This window comes from Clostridium intestinale DSM 6191, assembly GCF_900130055.1.
Classification (GTDB): Bacteria; Bacillota; Clostridia; order Clostridiales; family Clostridiaceae; genus Clostridium_T; species Clostridium_T intestinale.
The window spans coordinates 126,787-147,376 of sequence record NZ_FQXU01000006.1 but is presented as its reverse complement, the minus strand read 5'-3'; the positions used below and the strand labels follow the sequence as shown (position 1 = coordinate 147,376).

Annotated in this window: 19 protein-coding genes; 4 read left to right on the top strand and 15 right to left on the bottom strand. The window is 30.6% G+C overall.

What is annotated here, in order from left to right; all coding sequences use genetic code 11:
* Positions 1–66: 66 nt before the first annotated feature.
* Together BUA92_RS09920 and BUA92_RS09915 are read right to left on the bottom strand one after the other, a co-directional pair.
* Positions 67–3,018 (bottom strand): sigma 54-interacting transcriptional regulator, encoded by a 2,952-nt coding sequence (locus BUA92_RS09920; protein WP_073019156.1) that lies wholly within the window; start codon positions 3,016–3,018, stop codon positions 67–69.
* Positions 3,019–3,282: 264 nt separating this feature from the next.
* Entirely contained in the window at positions 3,283–3,732 is a 450-nt protein-coding gene (locus BUA92_RS09915) for a COG2426 family protein (protein WP_073019155.1), read from the bottom strand.
* 217 nt (positions 3,733–3,949) lie between these two features.
* Between BUA92_RS09915 and BUA92_RS09910 the strand changes: the two genes are divergently transcribed.
* Positions 3,950–5,179 carry an FprA family A-type flavoprotein gene (locus BUA92_RS09910; protein ID WP_073019154.1) on the top strand — a complete coding sequence of 410 codons (1,230 nt, stop codon included), beginning with the start codon at positions 3,950–3,952 and terminating at the stop codon, positions 5,177–5,179.
* A gap of 44 nt (positions 5,180–5,223) precedes the next feature.
* Here BUA92_RS09910 and BUA92_RS09905 read toward each other — a convergent pair whose 3' ends face one another.
* Positions 5,224–5,580, bottom strand: a complete 357-nt coding sequence (locus BUA92_RS09905; RefSeq protein ID WP_021803560.1) for a single-stranded DNA-binding protein — start codon at positions 5,578–5,580, stop codon at positions 5,224–5,226.
* A 96-nt stretch (positions 5,581–5,676) separates the two neighbouring features.
* A complete protein-coding gene (locus BUA92_RS09900) occupies positions 5,677–6,507 on the bottom strand; it encodes a YihY/virulence factor BrkB family protein (protein WP_073019153.1) in 831 nt (276 codons plus the stop codon).
* Between the two features lie 159 nt (positions 6,508–6,666).
* Here BUA92_RS09900 and BUA92_RS09895 point away from each other — a divergent pair, with 159 nt between their 5' ends.
* On the top strand, positions 6,667–7,548 hold the full coding sequence (locus BUA92_RS09895) for an aldose 1-epimerase family protein (RefSeq protein WP_073019152.1): 882 nt from the start codon (positions 6,667–6,669) through the stop codon (positions 7,546–7,548).
* Positions 7,549–7,621: 73 nt separating this feature from the next.
* Here the strand turns inward: BUA92_RS09895 and dapB are convergent, their stop codons facing one another.
* Positions 7,622–8,458: a 4-hydroxy-tetrahydrodipicolinate reductase gene (gene dapB, locus BUA92_RS09890; RefSeq protein ID WP_139259328.1), complete on the bottom strand. Its 837-nt coding sequence runs from the start codon at positions 8,456–8,458 to the stop codon at positions 7,622–7,624.
* A 158-nt stretch (positions 8,459–8,616) separates the two neighbouring features.
* Positions 8,617–9,141, bottom strand: a complete 525-nt coding sequence (locus BUA92_RS09885) for a ferritin family protein (RefSeq protein WP_073019151.1) — start codon at positions 9,139–9,141, stop codon at positions 8,617–8,619.
* A gap of 155 nt (positions 9,142–9,296) precedes the next feature.
* On the opposite strand from BUA92_RS09885, the gene BUA92_RS09880 reads away from it, so the two are divergent.
* Both BUA92_RS09880 and BUA92_RS09875 read left to right on the top strand, forming a co-directional pair.
* Positions 9,297–9,842, top strand: coding sequence for an ECF transporter S component (locus tag BUA92_RS09880; protein ID WP_073019150.1), 546 nt, complete (start codon positions 9,297–9,299; stop codon positions 9,840–9,842).
* Between the two features lie 14 nt (positions 9,843–9,856).
* Positions 9,857–10,990, top strand: coding sequence for a pyridoxal-phosphate-dependent aminotransferase family protein (locus BUA92_RS09875; protein WP_073019149.1), 1,134 nt, complete (start codon positions 9,857–9,859; stop codon positions 10,988–10,990).
* A 66-nt stretch (positions 10,991–11,056) separates the two neighbouring features.
* On the opposite strand, the gene BUA92_RS09870 is transcribed toward BUA92_RS09875, so the two are convergent.
* The 9 genes from BUA92_RS09870 to BUA92_RS09830 all read right to left on the bottom strand — a co-directional run bounded on the left by BUA92_RS09870 (position 11,057) and on the right by BUA92_RS09830 (position 20,357).
* Positions 11,057–12,427, bottom strand: a complete 1,371-nt coding sequence (locus BUA92_RS09870) for a putrescine aminotransferase (protein ID WP_073019148.1) — start codon at positions 12,425–12,427, stop codon at positions 11,057–11,059.
* Between the two features lie 19 nt (positions 12,428–12,446).
* Positions 12,447–13,922, bottom strand: coding sequence for an aldehyde dehydrogenase family protein (locus BUA92_RS09865; protein WP_073019147.1), 1,476 nt, complete (start codon positions 13,920–13,922; stop codon positions 12,447–12,449).
* A 20-nt stretch (positions 13,923–13,942) separates the two neighbouring features.
* Positions 13,943–14,995, bottom strand: a complete 1,053-nt coding sequence (locus tag BUA92_RS23005) for a polyamine ABC transporter substrate-binding protein (RefSeq protein WP_139259327.1) — start codon at positions 14,993–14,995, stop codon at positions 13,943–13,945.
* Positions 14,996–15,008: 13 nt separating this feature from the next.
* Positions 15,009–15,818, bottom strand: coding sequence for an ABC transporter permease (locus tag BUA92_RS23000; protein WP_073019142.1), 810 nt, complete (start codon positions 15,816–15,818; stop codon positions 15,009–15,011).
* A 1-nt stretch (position 15,819) separates the two neighbouring features.
* Positions 15,820–16,710: an ABC transporter permease gene (locus BUA92_RS09850; RefSeq protein ID WP_073019140.1), complete on the bottom strand. Its 891-nt coding sequence runs from the start codon at positions 16,708–16,710 to the stop codon at positions 15,820–15,822.
* 10 nt (positions 16,711–16,720) lie between these two features.
* On the bottom strand, positions 16,721–17,860 hold the full coding sequence (locus tag BUA92_RS09845) for an ABC transporter ATP-binding protein (protein WP_073019138.1): 1,140 nt from the start codon (positions 17,858–17,860) through the stop codon (positions 16,721–16,723).
* Between the two features lie 258 nt (positions 17,861–18,118).
* A complete protein-coding gene (locus tag BUA92_RS09840) occupies positions 18,119–18,862 on the bottom strand; it encodes an amino acid ABC transporter ATP-binding protein (protein WP_073019136.1) in 744 nt (247 codons plus the stop codon).
* Positions 18,863–18,875: 13 nt separating this feature from the next.
* Positions 18,876–19,550 (bottom strand): amino acid ABC transporter permease, encoded by a 675-nt coding sequence (locus BUA92_RS09835; RefSeq protein WP_073019133.1) that lies wholly within the window; start codon positions 19,548–19,550, stop codon positions 18,876–18,878.
* Between the two features lie 12 nt (positions 19,551–19,562).
* Positions 19,563–20,357, bottom strand: coding sequence for an amino acid ABC transporter substrate-binding protein (locus tag BUA92_RS09830; protein WP_073019131.1), 795 nt, complete (start codon positions 20,355–20,357; stop codon positions 19,563–19,565).
* Between the last annotated feature and the right edge of the window lie 233 nt (positions 20,358–20,590).

Sequence of the window (20,590 nt, the reverse complement as noted above, 5' to 3'; positions counted from 1 at the left end):
TCCTTCCTGAGCTAGATACTATTTATATTAGCAAGGGTCATGCCAACATTATGGAATATTTTGATTTTATGAAAACATTTTCTTGATATCTTTTACAGATTGAGCTGTTTTCAGCTTTTCAGTAAGATCCTCTTCCCTAATCATGGAAAATAATTTTTTAATTTCTTGTCTATTATTTTCTTTTAATGCCAACATCACTACTAAATCTACCATAACTTCCCCTTCCCACTGAACTGGATTATTTAGTTTTGCTATGGCAATTGCCGGTTTTATCACGTTTTCTGGCAATCCGTGAGGAATTGCTATTGTATTATTAAATATTCCACTACCCATGGCTTCTCTTTTATATAGACTTAATATAAATTTGCTATTAACATATCCCTTAGCTTCTAAAGTTTCTGCCATCTTGTCTATAATGCTCTCTTTAGATAATTCATCCATATCTAAAAATACTAAGTCTTCTTGTATTAAATCTATTAACCTTTCTTCATTTACAACTTCTTCTTGTGTGTATATATCCATAAATTTAGATATTCTGCTTATTCCTTTACCATTTAATATACTTTCATAGGATACAAATGGAACATTGCTTATCTTAGGATTTATTGTTCCACAAACTGCTACCACATTATATTCCTCTGAAAGTAACTCTATCTCCTCCTCTATATCTTCTTTATTTATAAAGCCCATAGGGAATATTTCTATATCTTTATTATCTCTTTTCAAGTGATTTTCAAGATATTTCTTTATACTTAGGGCATTACCTTCTCCAGTTAAGCATATTGTTACTAAAGCTTTTTTCTTTTCATCTACATTTGCTCTACTAGATATCTCTGACTTAAATGTACCCTGATATAATCTTGACTCCTTTAATTCTTCCATTATGTTATCAAGACTATCTCCTTCTATTGAAGCTTTTCTAACTGCTTCCAAAGCTAGCAGTGTATCAACTCTTCCTATTGTTTTAGCTCTAATTCCAGTCCTTTCTTCAATAGCACTAGCAAATCCACCTAGGGACCCCATATCTACAAGTAAAAGACAGCCTTTACCTTCATCTATTTGTTTAACAACCTTTATAGTTCTCTCTAGTGCACTTTCTGGGGATTCATCTAGAGCGATTTCTATTCCTATGGTATCATCTACTCCTAATAGTTGATTTACTACATCTGCCATCCCTTCTGCTACATGACCATGAGTTATTATAATTACTCTTACTTTAGGTTCTAGTATTAACTCGTCTGAACAAAACTTATTAATATATAGTGCTATATATCCGGCTTCATCGTTTGGTATTGGTAGATTAGTAGCTTTTTCTATAGTCTTTCTAATCTTTTCTGCTACTTGAAACTCTTGGGGAAGCACCTTTTTAGTAACATCTATATTTGATTTTGTTATGCTCTTCCCAGTAAGTACTCTCTCAATAGTAAAGTTAATGTGTATTGCAAGTGCTATAAAAAAGCTGTTATTTATAAACTTATATTTATCCCTTACAATATCTAGTATTTTTTCGGTTATGTTTATAACTTCAGGTCTTACTATAGTCTTTAATTCATTTATATTAAGAACCTTTGTAATATTTTTATTATCAATTATCCTTCCTAACTTACCTTCAACTTTTTGCAAAAGAATCTCATCAATTTCTTCTGACTTCATCCCTTGACTCTCAAGATTCTGGAACTCATTCTCTATATATTGATATATCTCGTTCTCATTTACGTACTTAGTAATTTCACTTTTATGACTTTTCATATTTTTAATATCAATATATAGATCGTCAGTAACTAAGCTCATTATTGTTTTGTTTATTTTATTTCCTTTTAAGAACTCACTTTTAATAATGTTACTTAAGTCTTCCATATCAATAATTACTTCGCTGATGTTTTTAGACATGTATTTAACATATCCTTTTGCACATATTACTTGTATATCACTCTTAAGCTGTCCGATGTTCCCTTGACAGTTATATAACATTAAGCACATAAGCACATCTCTAGTTACTAAAAGATTCCTATTAACTCTATTGGCTTCTCTAACTAAAAACATTGTTATAATCTCAAGTTTTTCTGATAGCGGTCTATCTGTTAGCTTAGGCAACTCTATTAACATTGGAATTCTTCGCCTAAAGGTTAATAGCAGATTAGATTCTGGATTTTCTGTGGTAGCTCCTAGTATTAAAACATTTACATTTCTTTCAGTATTTGTCTCTCCAAGTTTTCTATACTTACCTTTATCTATTAAATAAAATAGAATTTCTTGTCCTTCTGGCGGCAGTCTATGGATTTCATCTAAAAATAGTACTCCTCCATTAGCCTTTTCCACTAATCCTTCCCTATCTGAGTTGGCTCCAGTATATGCACCTTTTACCACACCAAATAATTGAGATATTAGAAGATTTGGGTTTTCAGCATAATCTGCACAGTTAAATATGATAAATGGAGCGTCTTTGGATTTAACATTGTTAGCTACAGCAAATTCATACATGCATTCTGCTAATTCACTTTTACCGACTCCCGTTCCGCCGTATATTAATGTATGTAATCCATTTGGGGGGTAAAGTATAGCTGCTTTTGCTAAATCAATCTTGTTTTTAAGACTTCCTCTATAACCTATTAATTTTTTAAATCCTGATTCATCTTCCTCTGCTTTTTCTTCTCTTTTTATATATTCTTTAAATGTATTAGAAGATTTTTTTAAATCTTTACTATCATCATTTTTTGATTCAGTACCCTCTAATAAATCTTTCATATTTCTAGCCACAATATTTCTAGAGATATTGTATCCTCTTTCAATCATCAGATCAGTTATCTTCCTCTCTGACATGTTTGGATTTTTAGTTAGAATATCTTTTAAGTCCTCTAACAATATTTTTTTTCTTCTATCTCTAGAGTCTGGAATATTTAGTTTGTTTCTTTCACTTATAATCTTTAATCTAGGTAAAGATAATATTTTAGCTAATTCTTGATCTGTATAAGGATTCTTTTTATCTTCTTGTTTAATAATTTCTACTAGTTTTTCCATATCTATATCACCCCGTTACTGAATCTAGCTTATATTTCGACTGATCTATTATCACCACCTTTCCATAATAATAATTAATTTTATGTTAATCAATTTCTAATGAAATATTATTATATACTGTTTTTTTTATTTAGCATAGTTCATTATCTTATAATCTGAACTTTTTATACCAATATAACAAGCAATATTTATGCCAATTTATCCTTTTATTCCAAATAAAAAAGGCTATCAAATTTGATAACCTTCTTTAACAAAGTATTTCCCTTAAAATAAAGCTGGGAAAATCATACATAAAACTGTTATTAATATAGCTGAACCTGCTGCTCCTACTGCCGCACAAAACATTGACTTTTTAAAATCCAATCCTAAAAAAGCCGCTATAGCTGTTCCTGTCCACACACCTGTAGTAGGAAGTGGTATAGCTATAAATGCTATAAGTCCAATCTCTTTATACTTTTCAAGATTATGTTTATTTTTACTTATTTTATTATCTATAAGATTTGTTAACTTTTCAAATTTAGGATATTTTTTTAACCACTTATAAATAGCATTAAATAGTAGCAAAATAAAAGGAGCTGGTATTAGACTTCCTATGTATCCAACCAAAAAAGCTTGTAATGGAGGCATTCCTGAAATTATTGCTAGCGGAATAGCGCCTCTTTGCTCTATTAAAGGTGTAGCAGAGAGTAATATAACCCAAAATAATGAACTCATTAATTAATATCTCCTATTCTAAAACTTAATAACTTATTGTTAGTTCATAATTATATTGTAAAATAGCTATTTTATCAACAAATTATTACCATTTAATAAATTTGTAAATTAATTCTACAGTATTTATTTTTATCAACAATTATTATATAATGAGATTAATGGATAATTATTATTATATAATAATAAAATGTTATAATATATAAGGAAGGTGTAAAATATGCGCTCTTTAGAAATAAAAAAAGATATTCATTGGGTTGGAGCTTTAGACCCAGATTTAAGAATTTTTGATATTATAATGTATACTCCTTATGGAACAACTTATAATTCATATGTTGTTAAAGGAAGTGAAAAAGTTGCTGTTTTTGAAACTGTAAAAGAACAATTTTTTGATCAATATTTGGCACGCTTAAAAACTCTAGATATTGATGTTACCAAAATAGATTATATAGTTGTAGATCATACAGAACCTGATCATGCAGGTTCTGTCGCAAAATTACTAGATTTATCTCCTAAAGCAAAAGTAGTAGGTTCTGCACCTGCAATTAAGTTTATGGAGAAAATAGCTAATAGAGATATAGATGCTATTGTGGTATCTGATAACGACAGTATAAGTTTAGGAAATAAAACTCTTAAATTTATATCTGCTCCATTCTTACACTGGCCAGACACTATATATACCTATATACTAGAAGATAAAACACTTATTACTTGTGATTCTTTTGGAGCACACTATTGTTTTGAGGACGTATTTAATGATAAAATTCCTGATCAAGAGCAATATAATGAAGCGTTAAGATATTACTTTGATTGTATAATGGGACCTTTTAAATCTTATGTTTTAAGTGCAATAGATAAAATTAAAGATTTGGATATAGACCTTATCTGCCCTGGTCATGGTCCAGTTTTAAGAGAAGATCCATGGAAGATAGTTTCTTTGTATAAAGAGTGGAGTACTCCTCCAGCTCCTAAAGAAATAAAAAAAATTACAATTTCTTATGTATCAGCCTATGGATATACAGAGCAGCTAGCTAACAAAATATCTGAAGGAATTCAATCCGTAGGTAAATTTGATATTAAGTTATATAATGTTATTCATAATGATTTAAAAGATATAGTAAAAGATATTTCTGATTCTGAAGGTATTTTATTTGGTTCACCAACAATAGTTGGAGAATTACTCGAACCAATCAGAGATGTTTTAGCTAAACTTAATCCTGTAATTCACGGTGGAAAATTTGCAGGAGCATTTGGTTCATATGGTTGGAGTGGTGAAGCAGTTCCTAGAATGGAAACTCGTTTAAAGGAATTAAAAATGAAAATATACACTCCTGGCTTAAAGATACTATTTAAACCATCTCCTGAAGACCTGAAAAAAGCCTTCGAGTTTGGTGTTGGATTTGCTCAAACTATTATGGATAAAGCAGTTAAAAAAGGAGCTTTAGTTTAATATATAGCTTAATCAAATAATTCCTGGGGATAAACCCCCAGGAATTATTTGATTTCATCCAAAACCGCTTCTTTTTCTTGTTGTCTTCTTTGCAAAAACTTAAAATCTTCTGCGATAACTTCTGCTATGTATTTTTTGTTTCCTTCTTTATCTTCATAACTTCCTGTTCTTAAGCGGCCACTTAATGTTAGCATAGTTCCTTTTTTTCCATACTCACAAATTACTTCTGCTTTTCTTCCCCACATTACTACAGGGATTAAGTCTGATTTTCTAGTTCCATCTGATGCTTTAAAATTTCTTTCTACAGCTATAATAAATTTAGTAAATACTTTTTCTGTCTCTTCTAGTACTCTAAGTTCAGGGTCTTTGATTATTTTTCCCATTAAAACTATTTTATTCATTAATTTAACCTCCTGAATTACTTTATTGTAAATTCTAACCATAATTCAGGATATTATTCAAATATAATTTATAATCTTTATAAATTTAAAAACTATTTATTCCATTAAAATCGCATTAATTTCTCCACCTAAAAGAAGTATAACAGAAGTTATATAAAGCCATGTCATCAATACAATCACAGCACCTAAACTTCCATAAAACCTAGAATAATTGGAAAAATTATTTACATAAAATGAGAATAAAGACGACACAACAATCCATCCTAGTGTTGTAGTTACCGCTCCTGGTAATGCGTCATGCCACTTTAATCTTTTACAAGGAGCAAAATGATATAATGTGGCAAATACAAATATCATAACAAATATAAGTATTGCAAATCTCAGTATATCCCAAGCGAAGGTTATAATATTATCAAAAGGGAGTTTGGCAATTAAAAACTCTCTAATAACTCCTCCAAATACAACTAAAAATAATGTTAAAATTATAATTAATACTACTCCGATTGTACAAAGTATAGAAATTAAAGTCCCCTTTATATATCCTCTTGTTTCTTTTATTCCATAAGCTTTATTTAATCCTTTTATAACTGCTGCAAATCCTGACGAGGAGGACCATACAGATAATATTACTGAAAACCAAAGCAACTGGCCCTTTTGTCCGTCTAAAACCTCTACAACAGTAGATTCAATAAGTAAATAGGTATTTATAGGTAATAATCCTTCTAAATATTTTAGTGTATCTGTTGTACTTATATTACTGAATCCTACAATAATCATAATTAACATTAGAAGTGGAAAAAATGAAAGTAGTAAATAATAGGCTAATTGAGCAGAAAGTGCAAAAATTTCATCCTCATTAACTCTAACTATTAACTTTTTAATAAAACTCCAAAGGCAATTCTTATCCATAAAACAATCTTTTTTCATGCCATTGTCTCCTTAACTTAATTGCTATAATTTATAATTACACTCTCGTACTACTTATTATACCAAAATACCTACATAAAGATTTATAATAACTTACTATTTCTTTTATTAATGATATAATTGTAGTGAATTAGTTATTTTGCAGGAGGTAATACATTTATGAACTTGTTGATAGAAAATGAATTTTTAAAAGTTGAAGCTAATGCTTATGGTGCTGAATTACATAGTATTAAAACTAAAAATAATGTAACAGAATTTCTATGGAGTGGTGATGAAAATTATTGGAAATACCATGCTCCAATTTTATTCCCAATAGTGGGGAAGGTTTCAGAAAATAAATATAGAGTTGATGGAAATACCTATGAGCTTCCTCAACATGGATTTGGTAGAGTATGCAATTATGAAGTAATATATAAATCTCAAGATTCTTTAGAATTTCTTTTAAAATATAACGAAAAAACTTTAGAAATATATCCTTATAAGTTTTCACTTAAAGTAAAATATACCCTTATAAATAATTCTATAAAGGTAAGTTACACTGTAGATAATTTAGATGATAAAGATATCCATTTTTCAGTAGGTGCTCACCCTGCTTTCCTTTGTTCAATAGAAGAAGGTGAAACTATAGATGACTATTATTTTGAGTTCTCTGAAAAGGAAACTGCTTCTATAATGGAACTTTCTCCAATTACAGGACTTTATACAAATAAAAATATTCCTTATCTAGATAATGAGAATAAACTTCTTTTATCAAAAGAAGTTTTTAAAAATGACGCTTTAGTATTTAATAATTTAAAATCCACCAAAATTTATTTAAAGTCTAAAAACCATAATAAATATATGTCTATGGATTTTAGTGGATTCCCTTACCTAGGATTGTGGTCTAAACCTACAGGTGCACCTTTTGTATGTATTGAACCTTGGTATGGTCATGCTGATTACGAAGGTTTTACTGGAGAATTTAAAGACAGAGAAGGCGTAGAAAAAATAGAAATAGGAAATACTTTTGAATGCTCTTACGTTTTAGAATTTTTTAGCTAAAATCATAGAAAAGGTGTTGAAAAATAATTTTAGAAATCATTTTTCAACACCTTCTTTATTTAAATTATATTTATTAATTTTCCATTTGATTTACTAATATACTTCTTTCTGAGAACTTATTCATTATTTCTTTTAGATTAAGAACATCATCCATCTCATAATAGCCAGTCTTATCAACGATAAATCTTACTGCTCTTAATGCCCCTAAAGCAAAAGCCTTTCTGGAAAAAGACTCATGTGTTATCTCTATCTTATCATGTTCTCCAGCCATTATTACTTTATGTTTGCCCACTATCCCACCAGCTCTTACTGATAATATAGGAATGGAATTAATATCAATATTATTAATATTTTCTTCATAACCATGTCCTTTAACTATTTCATTTGCAATCTTTTTAGCTGTACTTGTAGGAGCTTCTTTCTTTTCTTTAAAATGAGATTCTATAATAGTAGAATCATAGTCTTGGAGAATACCTGCTGCTATATTAGTAAGCGTCATTAATACGTTTACTCCTACTGTTATGTTTGGCGCATGAACTATGGCTGTTTTATTTTCTCTAGCTAAATTAACTAACTTTTTGTGTTGCAATTCATTAAAACCTGTAGTTCCAATAATTATTTTAACTTTCATCTTAGACAATATTTTTGCATTTTCTATCGCAGCTTCACTTTTAGAGAAATCTATTGCTACCTGAGGTTTATATTTTAAAATATGACCTTCAAGTTCATCGGGCTCTATTATATTTACCCCAGTATTACTTATATTTAATACTTCTCCTAAATCCCTATTAGCCTTTTCACTATCTTTACTACATACCACAAAAGTTAGGTCTATATCCTCTTCTTCCAATAAAACTTTAGCTATTTCTTTTCCTGTTCTACCTAACCCTAATAAACAAACTTTTATCATCAACAGTTCTCCTTTCATTTTAATCACAACTTAATTATATTTTATAAGTTGTCAGTGGTCAACTATTTTTTACCAATATCAAAAAGTATATTAGATATTTGTACTTTAAATAAAATGTAGCACTAATCTAAAAATCAGTGCTACATCCTTCTAACCTTTTATATATCCCATTCTATAGGACCATAAGTATCCTTATCTAAAAGTACTAAAACTTTAGTAAGTTCTTCAACGTGTTCTTTTTCTTCTTTAGTTATACTATTTATAATCTTATTTACATACTCATCACAAATTTCATTAACCATGTGATCATAAAGTATTATTGCCTCTAGCTCTCCTTTGATAGCATCTCTTATAAACTTAAGTAAATCGTCTTTTGCTGGTCTATTTTTTATCCCTAACTTTTCTCTTCCTCTATTGGATAGCTTAACTTCATTTTTTACTTTCTCCTGCATAGCACTTTCTTCATCATCTACTTTTCTTAAGGCATCTAGGAACATTCCATAATGTCTTTTTTCTTCTTCCATTATATGATGAAATATTTCCTTTACTTCTCTATTATCAGTATAACTAATGAAATAACTATAGTCATCTATAGCAACTAACTCTGATATCATGCCTTCTCTAAGTAGATTAGCAGTAGACCTAGCTCTCCCCTGAGGTTGTCTATCTGTAGTATAACTCATAAATTTTCTCCCATTTTTATTGATATATTATATATTATTAAACTTACAAGTTTAGTGATACTAAAAGTATTTATAATTGTATGCATACATTTTAAATTTTATTATATTTGCGTTAAGATATATTCAATAAAAATTACCAAGGGGGCTTAGTGTTAATGAATAATACTACTACAAATCAATCAAAAATAAAAAACCTTGCTTTATACGGTCTGTTTATAGCTTTAGTTTACGTAGCTACTAGATTTATAAACATACCTGGTCCTACTTCTGGAGGACTATTTCATCTAGGTAATGTAATGGCTTTTACTATTGCTATAGTTTTTGGCAAAAAAGCTGGTGCCATATCGGGGGCGTTTGGCATGGCTTTATTTGATGTAACAAGTTCATATTTTATATGGGCACCATTTACATTTATAATAAGATTCACTATGGGATATATTATGGGATATCTTTCTCATAAGGCTGGTTCATCTAAATCAAAAGTAATAATATTCAATTCTTTAGGAATAATAATTGCAACTATAATTATGGTTGGTGGTTACTATCTTACAGAAGCTGCGATGTTAGGCAATTTTATAGCACCTATTCAATCTATATGGGGTAATTTTATGCAATGTGTTGTTGGTGCCGTAATAGGACTTCCTTTGGCTTACTATCTACAAGGAGCTTTTTCTCGTAGAAATATTCTAACTAACCTATAAAGGAGGTTATTATTATGAATACTTTATTAATGACACCTGGACCTACTTATATTAAAGAAAATGTACGACTTGCCTTAGCAAAAGAAATAACTAATCCTGACTTAGATTTGGAGTTTTTCGACTTCTATAAAAATATATGTTCAAAATTACAACTTCTATTAAATACAAAGAATAAAACTCTACTTTTAGCTGGAGAAGGAATATTAGGTTTAGAGGCTGCTTGTGCTTCCTTAATAGAAGATGGAGATAAGGTTTTATGTATTGAAAATGGTATATATGGAGAAGGCTTTGGAGATTTTTCTAAAATGTATGGCGGCAGAGTTGACTATTTTCATGGTAATAAAAGAAAAGGAATTGATATAAATCAATTAGAAAACTTTCTTAAAGAAAATCATGATTATAAAATAGCAACATTAGTTCATTGTGAAACACCATCTGGTATAACTAACCCAATAAAAGACATATGTAAGCTTCTTAATAGTTATAATATAATTTCCGTAGTTGATGCCGTATCTAGTATAGGTGGGGAAGAAGTTTATGTAGATGACTGGAATATAGATATTATAGTAGGTGGATCTCAAAAGTGTCTTTCTGCTCCAGTTGGACTAACATTTTTGAGTTTAAGCTCTAAAGCTCTAGATGCTATAAATAATAGAACTCAACCTATAAGAGGATTTTATACTAATCTTTCTGTTTGGAATACTTGGTATGAGGATAAATGGTTTCCTTACACTCAGCCTATAAGTGATCTATATGCATTTGATATTGCTTTAGATAATATATTGGAAGATAAAGAAGGGGTAATTTCTAAACATTCAAAATATGCCACTGCTCTTAGAAATACTCTAAAAGATTCTGGGCTAGAGCTATTACCAGAAACACATCCCTCAAATACAGTTTCTACTATATTAGTTCCTGATAATCTTAACTACAATGACATATTTAATAAGATGCTTAAAGAACACAATATAATGATAGCTGGTGGGTTTGATTTTTTACAAGATAAGGTGTTTCGTATAGGACATATGGGTGAAAACTGTTATGAAGATAAACTTTATTTAACACTTAAAGCTTTAGATTCAGTATTAAGAGATTTAGGATTTAACTTAGAAAAACATCTTCATAAAGAATTTGTAAATCAATTATAATAAAAGTGACAGTAGACAAAATTCAGAGAATTAATCTCTTATTGCCAACTGTCACTTTAAAATTTATTAACCTATTTTAGAATCACTATGATTAAAAAGTTTTTTTGTATCAGCTAATGCCTCATCTAATCTTTTTAATACCTTATCAAAATCTTCATATGAAGTTGTAGCTGCAGGTTCAAATCTTATAGTTTTAGAATTTACTAGAGTTCCAGCTGTCATTACTTTTCTTGAAAAAAGTCCTTTTGCAACTGAAAAACCCATTTCAGTTCTATTAAACTCTACTCCTATCATTAATCCAACCCCTCTAACTTCTTGAATTAGTTCAGGATATTTACTTTTTAGCTTGTTTAATCCCTTAAGCAAATATTCCCCTTTTTCATGAGCTTGTTTCGGAATATCATGTTTTAACATATATTTTATAGTAGCTAATGCGGCAGAACAAGCAAGTGGATTACCTCCAAAAGTTGGTGATCCTAAAATCCAAGGATTATCTTGAAGCTCCTTCACCCATAAATGTGGTCTTGCAATAATTCCTGTTATAGGCATAATTCCCCCACCAAAAGCTTTACCGTAAGTTAAAATATCTGGAACAACCCCCTCTGCTTCACAACGAAACATGGTGCCAGTTCTTCCCATACCAGTTTGAATTTCATCTAAAATTAGACACACATCATACTCATCACATATTTTTCTTACCTCTTTTAGATATCCCTTTGGTGGAATAATAATACCTCCCTCCCCTTGTATAGGCTCAAGTACAACTGCTGCAACTTTTTCACCTACATGTGTTAAATTTCTTATGGCTTTTCTTATATCCTCTGCATTTCCATATTCAACATGCTGTACTTGTTGTATCATAGGAAGATATGGAGTTCTATAGGTATCCTTTCCTCCTAGAGAAATAGCTCCCATAGACTTACCATGAAATCCGTTTACGGCAGAAATATACCAGCTACCTCCAGTAGCTATTCTTGCAAGTTTTATAGCCATTTCTACAGCTTCAGCTCCTCCATTTGTAAAGAAACAATAGTTTAAATCTCCTGGAGTAATCTCAGCCATAACTTTAGCAAGGTACCCTCTTAATGGATCTAAAAGCTCTTGACTATGAAGGGCTTGCTTCTTAAGTTGAGCTTCAACAACCTCTAATATCTCTTCATTTCTATGACCACACATAAAAATCCCAAAACCACCTAAACAATCTATGAACTCTTCTCCATTTACATCATAAAAATATGAATCATTGTCAGTCCATTCAACAAAAGCTGCATTTGTAGAAACTGATTTTCTATACTTTAACCAGCCAGGATTCACATAATTATTATAATTATCAACTGCTTCCTTTACTATTTTCTTCTTATCGTATGCCGTCAGTTCATCACCAGTTACATAGCTTAGGATTCTTTCTAAATCCTCAAGCACAAATTTCTTTTCCATAAATATCTACTCCTTTTCATTATTCTTTAAACCAATATAATGGTTCAGGTTTTAAATTAATATTAATTTGCTTCACTTCTGTATACTCCTCTAAACCAAAAGTTCCAAGTTCTCTTCCTATTCCACTTTGTTTATATCCACCCCAAGGTGCTTCATTAAATGTTGGATGATATGAATTCACCCAAGTAATTCCGGCTCTTAATTTTTTTATAACTCTCATAGCTTTAGCTCCATCTTGAGTAAATACTGCACCAGCAAGTCCATAAACTGTATCATTTGCTAGTTTTATCGCTTCTTCTTCTCCTGTAAATTTCTGTACCACAAGAACCGGTCCAAAAATCTCTTCTTTAACTATTGTCATATCTGGAGTTGTATCTATAAATATAGTAGGTTCAACGAAAAATCCATCCTTCAATTCTTCAGTGTTAATCTTATTTCCACCGCAAACTAATTTTGCACCCTCCTTTTTACCTATTTCAATATAATTTAGAACCTTATCCATTTGTATTTTACTTACAAGAGGTCCCATTTCAGTTTCTGGATCAAATCCTAATCCAACCTTGATTTTTTTAGCTCTCTCTACAAGTCTTTCTATGAACTTATTATATATTTTATCTTCAAGAATTAATCTTGAACCTGCTGAACAAACTTGTCCTTGATTGCAAAATATACCAAACAATGCATAATCAACAGCTGTCTCAAAATCTGCATCCGCAAATACAATGTTTGGAGATTTACCTCCAAGCTCTAATGAAATATTTTTTATATTTCCTGTAGCTGCCTGCATTATACTTCGTCCTGTTTTAGTACCACCAGTAAAAGCAACCTTATCTATATCCATATTAGCTGCAATTTCATGTCCAACTACAGCGCCTGCTCCCATAACCAGATTAGCAACACCTTTTGGAATACCTACAGATTCAATTACTTCGAATAATTTAATAGCACTAAGTGGAGTAACTTCTGATGGCTTAAATACAATTGTATTTCCTGCCGCTAATGCAGGAGCAATCTTCCATAAAGCCATTAAAAGTGGATAGTTCCATGGAATTATCTGACCACATACTCCTATAGGTTCTCTAACTACCATTGACTGCATATTAGGGTCAGGAACTTCATAAATTTGTCCACTTGGCTTATTAACAAGACCTGCATAATATCTTAAGCATGCAACTCCATCTTGTACATCCCCCGCTGTTTCTCTAAGTGGTTTTCCATTATCTAAAGTATCTATCTCAGAAAATTCTTTTTCCATACTTTCTAATTTATCTGCAATTTTATATAGATAACTTGCTCTCTCTATAGCTGTAGTTTCCATCCAGCCATCTTCATAAAAAGCTCTTTTGGCAGCTGCTACTGCTTTTTTAACATCTTCAGCCGTTCCTTCTGCAACCGTCTCTATAACCTTACCCGTAGCTGGATTTATAATTTCTCTTATTTCTTCTGAGGATGAAGTTACCCATTCACCATCTATATACATCTTTTTAACATCCATAGCTCTTTCCTCCTTTATAACTATTGTTTAAATGAATTCCAAAGATCATCAAACTTTGATGTAGCTTCTCCAACATCCTTAACATATTCTCCTTTTGTGAATACTTCTGTAGGCAAATTTGAAGCCTTATTATTTTTATACTCATCTGGTAATAAATCATAAGCTGCCTTATTTACAATTTTATAAGGATATTCTTCTGCTATCATTTCTGTTATCTCTGGTCTAAGGATAAAGTCTATAAACTTCTCAGCTGCCTCTTTATTTTTTGCACCTTTAGGAATAGCCATATTGTCTAAGAATAAATAAGTCCCTTCCTCTGGAAAAACTGGTTGTATATTTTCATTTTCTTGGTAAGCAAGTGCAGCTTCAGCATTCCACATAAAGCCTATAGAAGTTTCTCCACTTATCATTGAAGTTTTAGGACTATCACTATCGAAACTCCTTATATTAGGTTTTAACTTTGTTAAATATTCTTTAGCTTCTTGAAGTTTTTTATCATCAACTTCATTCATTGAGTATCCTAATGCTCTAAGTGCAATACCTATAAGAGCTCTTTGGTCATCTAAAGCCACTATAGAATCTTTATATTTAGAATTCAAAAGATCTTTAAATGATGTTATATTATCCTTAACCTTATCTTTATTTACAGCAATAACTGCCGCACCTGCTAAATAAGGAACAGAATATTCATTTCCTTTATCAAAATATTGATTTAAATACGCCTCATCTAAATTTTTAAAGTTTGTAATCTTATCAGTATCTATCTTTTCAAGTAATCCTTTATTAATCATTATATCTACCATATAGTCACTAGGTACCACAATGTCGTAAGTTCCTTCATTTGCTGTTTGAACTTTTGCTAATAATTCCTCATTTGAAGAGTAGTTACTATAATTAACCTTTATTCCATACTCTTCTTGAAATTTATCAATAACAGATTGCGGTAAGTACTCTGTCCAGTTAAAAACATTTAACTCACCCTTACTTTCAGAAGACTTCTTTCCACAACCGTATAGCCCCCCAACTAAAATAGTAGTTGTTAATAAAATCCCTAAAACCTTTTTAAATTTCATTTCTACACCCCTCTTAATCATTATTGTAATTTAAACTTTTTTCTTTCCTTATTTGTATATATTGAGCCGCTCCAACTACCATAAAGGTTGCTACCAGCATCAAAGTTGAAAGTGCATTTACATCTGGAGTAACCCCCGTTTTAACCATTGAAAAAATCTTTAAAGGTAAGGTATTGCTTTGTGGACCTGTAGTAAAAAAGCTTATTATTACATCATCTAAAGATAAAGTAAATGCTAGTAGTACCCCTGACATTACTCCTGGCCATATAACGGGTAAAGTTACCTTTAAAAAAGTTTTTAATCTGCTAGCACCTAAGTCCATAGCCGCTTCTTCTATGGATTTATCAAACCCACTCAGCCTTGATCTTACAGTTATAACCACAAAAGGTATGCTAAAGGTTGCATGGGCAAGCACTAAAGAAAATAAACCTAAATCTATTTTTATAAGTGAAAAAAATGAAAGTAACGAAATTCCCAAAACTATTTCAGGAATAACTACTGGTACATATAATAAACTATCTATTACACTTTTCCCCTTAAAGCTGTACCTGTACATTCCCACAGCCGCTATCGTTCCTATTATTCCAGAAACTAAAGTGCTAAAAAAAGCAACTATCATTGTATTCTTTAAAGCCTCAAGAAGTGGACCATTGGAAAATAATTCCTCGTACCACTTTAAAGTAAATCCCTCAAAATTAATGTTTAGTTTTGAACTATTAAAAGAAAATAATATCAACACAAAAATAGGCAGATATAAAAATAAATAAACAAGACATACATATACTAACGTTGATATATTAAACAACTTTTTACTTCTATTCATACTAAAATCCCCTTCCTATGTCCTCCATATCTCCTCCAGTTTTTGAGTATATTCCAACAATAACTATTGTTAATATTATTAATACCATGGATAAAGCTGCTCCTAGAGGCCAATTCCTAGCTGTTAAGAATTGATTTTTTATTAAATTCCCTATAAGCATTATTTTGCTTCCACCTAATAAATCTGGAATAAAGAAATATCCTAAAGTTGGTATAAATACTAATATAGAACCTGCAAAAATCCCTGATTTAGTTAATGGAAGCGTCACCTTTAAAAATGATTTCCTAGGTTTAGCCCCTAAGTCATTTGCTGCTTCAAGTAGAGATTTATCTAACTTTTCAATAGAAGAATATAAGGGCAATACCATAAATGGAAATAGAGTATATACCATGCCAATCATTACAGCAATATTTGTATACATTATCTTTAAAGGCTCATTAATAATATGAAATGTCATGAGTACTTGATTTAATAACCCCTCAGTTCTAAGAATAATAATCCACCCATAAGTACGAATTAGTGAATTAGTCCAAAAGGGTACTATAACTAACATTAATAATATTACCCTTGTCATTGGTGATCTTTTTGATATGAAATATGCAAAAGGATACCCTATTATTAAACATAAAAAGGTAGTAGCTGCTGCTATAATTAAGGATCTTAAAAATATATTCAGGTATAAAGGATCAAATAGTGCTTTGTAATTAGCTAAGGTAAAGGAAGCTTCAACGCCACCATATACCCCCTTTTCCATAAAGCTAATTCCAAGAACATATATAAGCGGTATTAATACAAATAGTAAAAGCCAAAAAGTAACTGGTCCCACCATAGTAATTATTGGTATTATTACTTTATTAAAATTATTAACTATCTTTTTATTAACTGTCTCCATTCTATACCCCCTATACACTTATGGTCCTTTTATTTTCTATAAAATCTAACCCTCTCTCTTCCTCTATAAAATTTACTTCATTGTCTTTTGAGTGCATAACTACAGCATCTTTAACATTCCAATGTACATATACCTTTTTGCCTATTGGAATTAAATCCTCTCCTGTTAACCTATTTATTTTTATCTCTTCTCCCGAAGATAAAACAACAATACTCTTAATCATAGATCCAACATATACATGCTCTTTAACTATACCTACTATAGAGAACCCCTCTATGGATTGCATGGACATATTGATTTTTTCAGGTCTTACTGATACATATACTTGCTCATTCTCCATAAATCCTTTAGCATAAGAAACCACTTGTCCTTCATCAACATCTATTTTTAAATAGTCTCCATTATTTGCTCTAATAGTTCCAGAGAATATATTTGATTCCCCTATAAAATCAGCAACAAATTTTGATACTGGTCTTTCATATATCTCATCTGGAGTTCCAACTTGCTCTAATATTCCACCATTCATAATGGCTATTCTATCACTCATAGTAAGAGCTTCTTCTTGATCATGGGTAACATATATAAATGTAATTCCAAGTTTTTTCTGTAATCTTTTAAGCTCCATCTGCATCTGTTTTCTAAGCTTTAAATCCAAAGCTCCTAAAGGTTCATCAAGTAGCAGCACCTTAGGTTTGTTTATAAGAGCTCTAGCTATTGCTACTCTTTGCTTTTGACCTCCTGAAAGTTGATCTGGCTTTCTTTTCTCAAACCCTTTAAGCTGAACTAACTCTAACATTTCCTTAACTCTTTCTTTAATTTCTGACTTGTTTACCTTCTTCATACTTAGCCCAAAGGCAACATTATCATAAATATTCATATGAGGAAAAAGTGCATAGTTTTGAAAAACTGTGTTTAAATTTCTTTCATAAGGAGCCTTATTACGAACATCCTCTCCCTCAACACTTATAATTCCATTAGTTGAATCCTCAAAACCTGCTAACATTCTTAAGGTAGTAGTTTTTCCACATCCTGAGGGTCCAAGCATTGTTAAAAATTCACCTTCATAAATTTCCAGACATAAATCCTTAACTATATGATTTTTTTCAAAACATTTATCAACATGTTCCAGTTTAATAATTACTTTTTTCATCTTGCACCACCTTATCTTAATTAAACAGAAAAAGCCAATTTCTTGAAATAAAGAAATTGACTTCATTGTCTATATATCTATTAAATAATAAAAAACAAGGCGCTTTCATGTTACTGAAAACGCCTTTGTTAATACTATTAGTATAGCATATGAGTATTAATATTGCCAATATATTTTTAATAAATCATAAAATATTTTTCTCGCCACTTATTAATTCATTATATATTCAAGCATATTTTAATTAATATATCAATTATACTAATCATTTATTATGTTCAAGAACTGTCTTAATCGTTCGTTTTTTGACTCTCTAAATATATAATTTGGTGTACCTTCTTCAACTATAATTCCATTATCCATAAAGACAACTTTATTAGCCACATCTCTTGCAAAGCTCATTTTATGAGTTACTACAATCATTGTCATTCCTTCCTTTGCAAGCTCCTTCATTACATTTAAAACTTCAACCTCCAGCTCTGGATCTAACGCCGATGTAGGTTCATCAAATAAGATTACCGCTGGATCCATGGCCATGGCTCTAGCTATTGCCACTCTTTGTTGTTGCCCTCCTGATAATTCATGAGGGTAGCTGCTTTTTTTATCACTTAACCCAACTTTACTAAGTAACTCATCTGACTTACTTATAGCTTCTCCCTTACCTCTCTTAAGAACAGTAATCTGTCCTTCTATAATATTCTCTTCTACAGTTTTATGTGGGAAAAGATTAAAACTTTGAAACACCATGCCTGTATGTTTTCTAAGTTCTAATATTTCTTTTTGACTGACCTTATTTGGGTCGTGGAAAATAATTTTGTTTTCTCCTAAATTTATTTCTCCGTCATTGGGTATCTCAAGTAAATTAATACATCTTAAAAAAGTTGTTTTTCCAGATCCAGATGGACCGATTATAACAACAGTTTCACCTTTATTAATATCTAAACTTACATTTTTTAATATTAAACTATCCCCAAACCTCTTTATTAAGCCTTTTATTTTAATCATATAATTCCTCCAATTATTTAGCTACATACTTATCTAATCTGAGTTCTATCAATCCTTGAATAAAGGTTAATACTGTACAAAACATCAGATAAATAAATGCAGCTTCGCAATACAATACAAGAGGTTCATAAGTGCCTGCTGTTATTCTCTGTGCTACTTGAAACATTTCTGTCAAAGTTATAGATGCTGCAAGAGAGGTATCCTTAACCAAACTTATAAAAGAATTAAATAACGGAGGTATTGATACCCTTGTAGCTTGAGGTAAAATTATTCTATCTAAAGCCTGCCTTTTAGTCATTCCTATAGAATAGGCAGCTTCCCATTGTCCTTTAGCTATAGATATTATTGCCGCTCTTATTACCTCAGAATTATATGCTCCCATATTCATAGTAAATCCAATAATAGCTGATGGAAGTGGTGCTAATATAACTCCAATTTTAGGTAATCCATAAAAAATTATAAATAACTGTACTAATAAAGGGGTTCCTCTTATTATCCAAACATAAAATTTTGCTATTCCCTCTAATAGCCAAGCTCCTGATATTCTCATTAAAGCTATAAACAAAGCTAATATCAATCCTAGTGCAAATGATATTACAGCTACAGGTATTGTAAACTTAATCCCAGCCTCAAGTAATGGAAAAAAAGAATCTTTAACTATCCTTACTATTCTTTCATCAAAATTCATAAGCTTATCCTTCTATTTAGATACATCTGTACCAAACCATTTTTCTGAAATTTTTAAATATGTTCCATCACTTTTCATATCTGCTAATGCTTTATTAACAGCATCAACTAATTCCTTATTATTTTTTCTAAACATTATTCCACACTTATCCGCATTTTCGTATTCAGCCACAATTTTTACCCCTAAATCAGGTTTTTGTTTAGTTAAATCATAAAATGATAAACTGTCATTAACTGTAGCATCAACCCTTTTTGAAGTTAATAAATCTATAGATTGATTAAATCCATCTGATTGAACTATTTCAGCACCATATTTCCTAGCTATATCTGCTAAATTACTAGTTAAACTTTGAGCTGACTTTTTTCCTTTTAAATTATCAAAGGCTTTAATATCTGTATTGTCTTTATTAACTATAAGAACTGCTTTTGAAACTATATATGGATCTGAAAAGTCATATTTTTCTTCTCTCTCTGCTTTTATTCCAACTTGATTAGCTATAGCATCAAATCTTTCTGCATCTAACCCTGCAAACATTCCATCCCATTTTGTTTCAACATACTCTGCTTTAACACCAAGCCTATTGGCTATTTCATTTGCTATGTCTATATCAAAACCAGTTAAAGTCCCAGTACTATCATAGTATGTAAAAGGTGCATAAGTACCTTCAGTTCCTATTTTTATAACTCCCGCCTTTTTAACCTTATCTAAAAGTGTAGCATTTTCGCCATTCTTAGCTGCACCAGAATCTTTTGCTGTACATCCAACTAAAAGCATTGACGTAAGTATCAAAGTAAATATTTTTTTCATCTCTATCTTCCTCCTATGTTTTATCTCTAATTATTTTCTTCATAAGTTTATGTATTTATTCACTGATTAGATTTCTTCAATTCTTCTTTTCTTGCACTTCTGCCCTGTAGGAGCTTCTTCCCAAGCTCCACTAGATTCCTTTTCTTGCTTTCTTCTTTTCTTGCTTTCTTCTTTTCTTGCTTTCTTCTTTTCTTGCTTTCTTCTTTTCTTGCTTTCTTCTTTTCTTGCTTTCT

What these genes read in the sequence shown, in the direction of transcription:
- BUA92_RS09920 (WP_073019156.1), bottom strand. Translation starts at nt 3,018, where the DNA reads ATGGAAAAACTAGTAGAAATTATTAAACAAGAAGATAAAAAGAATCCT.
- BUA92_RS09915 (WP_073019155.1), bottom strand. Translation starts at nt 3,732, where the DNA reads ATGAGTTCATTATTTTGGGTTATATTACTCTCTGCTACACCTTTAATA.
- BUA92_RS09910 (WP_073019154.1), top strand. Translation starts at nt 3,950, where the DNA reads ATGCGCTCTTTAGAAATAAAAAAAGATATTCATTGGGTTGGAGCTTTA.
- BUA92_RS09905 (WP_021803560.1), bottom strand. Translation starts at nt 5,580, where the DNA reads ATGAATAAAATAGTTTTAATGGGAAAAATAATCAAAGACCCTGAACTT.
- BUA92_RS09900 (WP_073019153.1), bottom strand. Translation starts at nt 6,507, where the DNA reads ATGAAAAAAGATTGTTTTATGGATAAGAATTGCCTTTGGAGTTTTATT.
- BUA92_RS09895 (WP_073019152.1), top strand. Translation starts at nt 6,667, where the DNA reads ATGAACTTGTTGATAGAAAATGAATTTTTAAAAGTTGAAGCTAATGCT.
- dapB (WP_139259328.1), bottom strand. Translation starts at nt 8,458, where the DNA reads ATGATAAAAGTTTGTTTATTAGGGTTAGGTAGAACAGGAAAAGAAATA.
- BUA92_RS09885 (WP_073019151.1), bottom strand. Translation starts at nt 9,141, where the DNA reads ATGAGTTATACTACAGATAGACAACCTCAGGGGAGAGCTAGGTCTACT.
- BUA92_RS09880 (WP_073019150.1), top strand. Translation starts at nt 9,297, where the DNA reads ATGAATAATACTACTACAAATCAATCAAAAATAAAAAACCTTGCTTTA.
- BUA92_RS09875 (WP_073019149.1), top strand. Translation starts at nt 9,857, where the DNA reads ATGAATACTTTATTAATGACACCTGGACCTACTTATATTAAAGAAAAT.
- BUA92_RS09870 (WP_073019148.1), bottom strand. Translation starts at nt 12,427, where the DNA reads ATGGAAAAGAAATTTGTGCTTGAGGATTTAGAAAGAATCCTAAGCTAT.
- BUA92_RS09865 (WP_073019147.1), bottom strand. Translation starts at nt 13,922, where the DNA reads ATGGATGTTAAAAAGATGTATATAGATGGTGAATGGGTAACTTCATCC.
- BUA92_RS23005 (WP_139259327.1), bottom strand. Translation starts at nt 14,995, where the DNA reads ATGAAATTTAAAAAGGTTTTAGGGATTTTATTAACAACTACTATTTTA.
- BUA92_RS23000 (WP_073019142.1), bottom strand. Translation starts at nt 15,818, where the DNA reads ATGAATAGAAGTAAAAAGTTGTTTAATATATCAACGTTAGTATATGTA.
- BUA92_RS09850 (WP_073019140.1), bottom strand. Translation starts at nt 16,710, where the DNA reads ATGGAGACAGTTAATAAAAAGATAGTTAATAATTTTAATAAAGTAATA.
- BUA92_RS09845 (WP_073019138.1), bottom strand. Translation starts at nt 17,860, where the DNA reads ATGAAAAAAGTAATTATTAAACTGGAACATGTTGATAAATGTTTTGAA.
- BUA92_RS09840 (WP_073019136.1), bottom strand. Translation starts at nt 18,862, where the DNA reads ATGATTAAAATAAAAGGCTTAATAAAGAGGTTTGGGGATAGTTTAATA.
- BUA92_RS09835 (WP_073019133.1), bottom strand. Translation starts at nt 19,550, where the DNA reads ATGAATTTTGATGAAAGAATAGTAAGGATAGTTAAAGATTCTTTTTTT.
- BUA92_RS09830 (WP_073019131.1), bottom strand. Translation starts at nt 20,357, where the DNA reads ATGAAAAAAATATTTACTTTGATACTTACGTCAATGCTTTTAGTTGGA.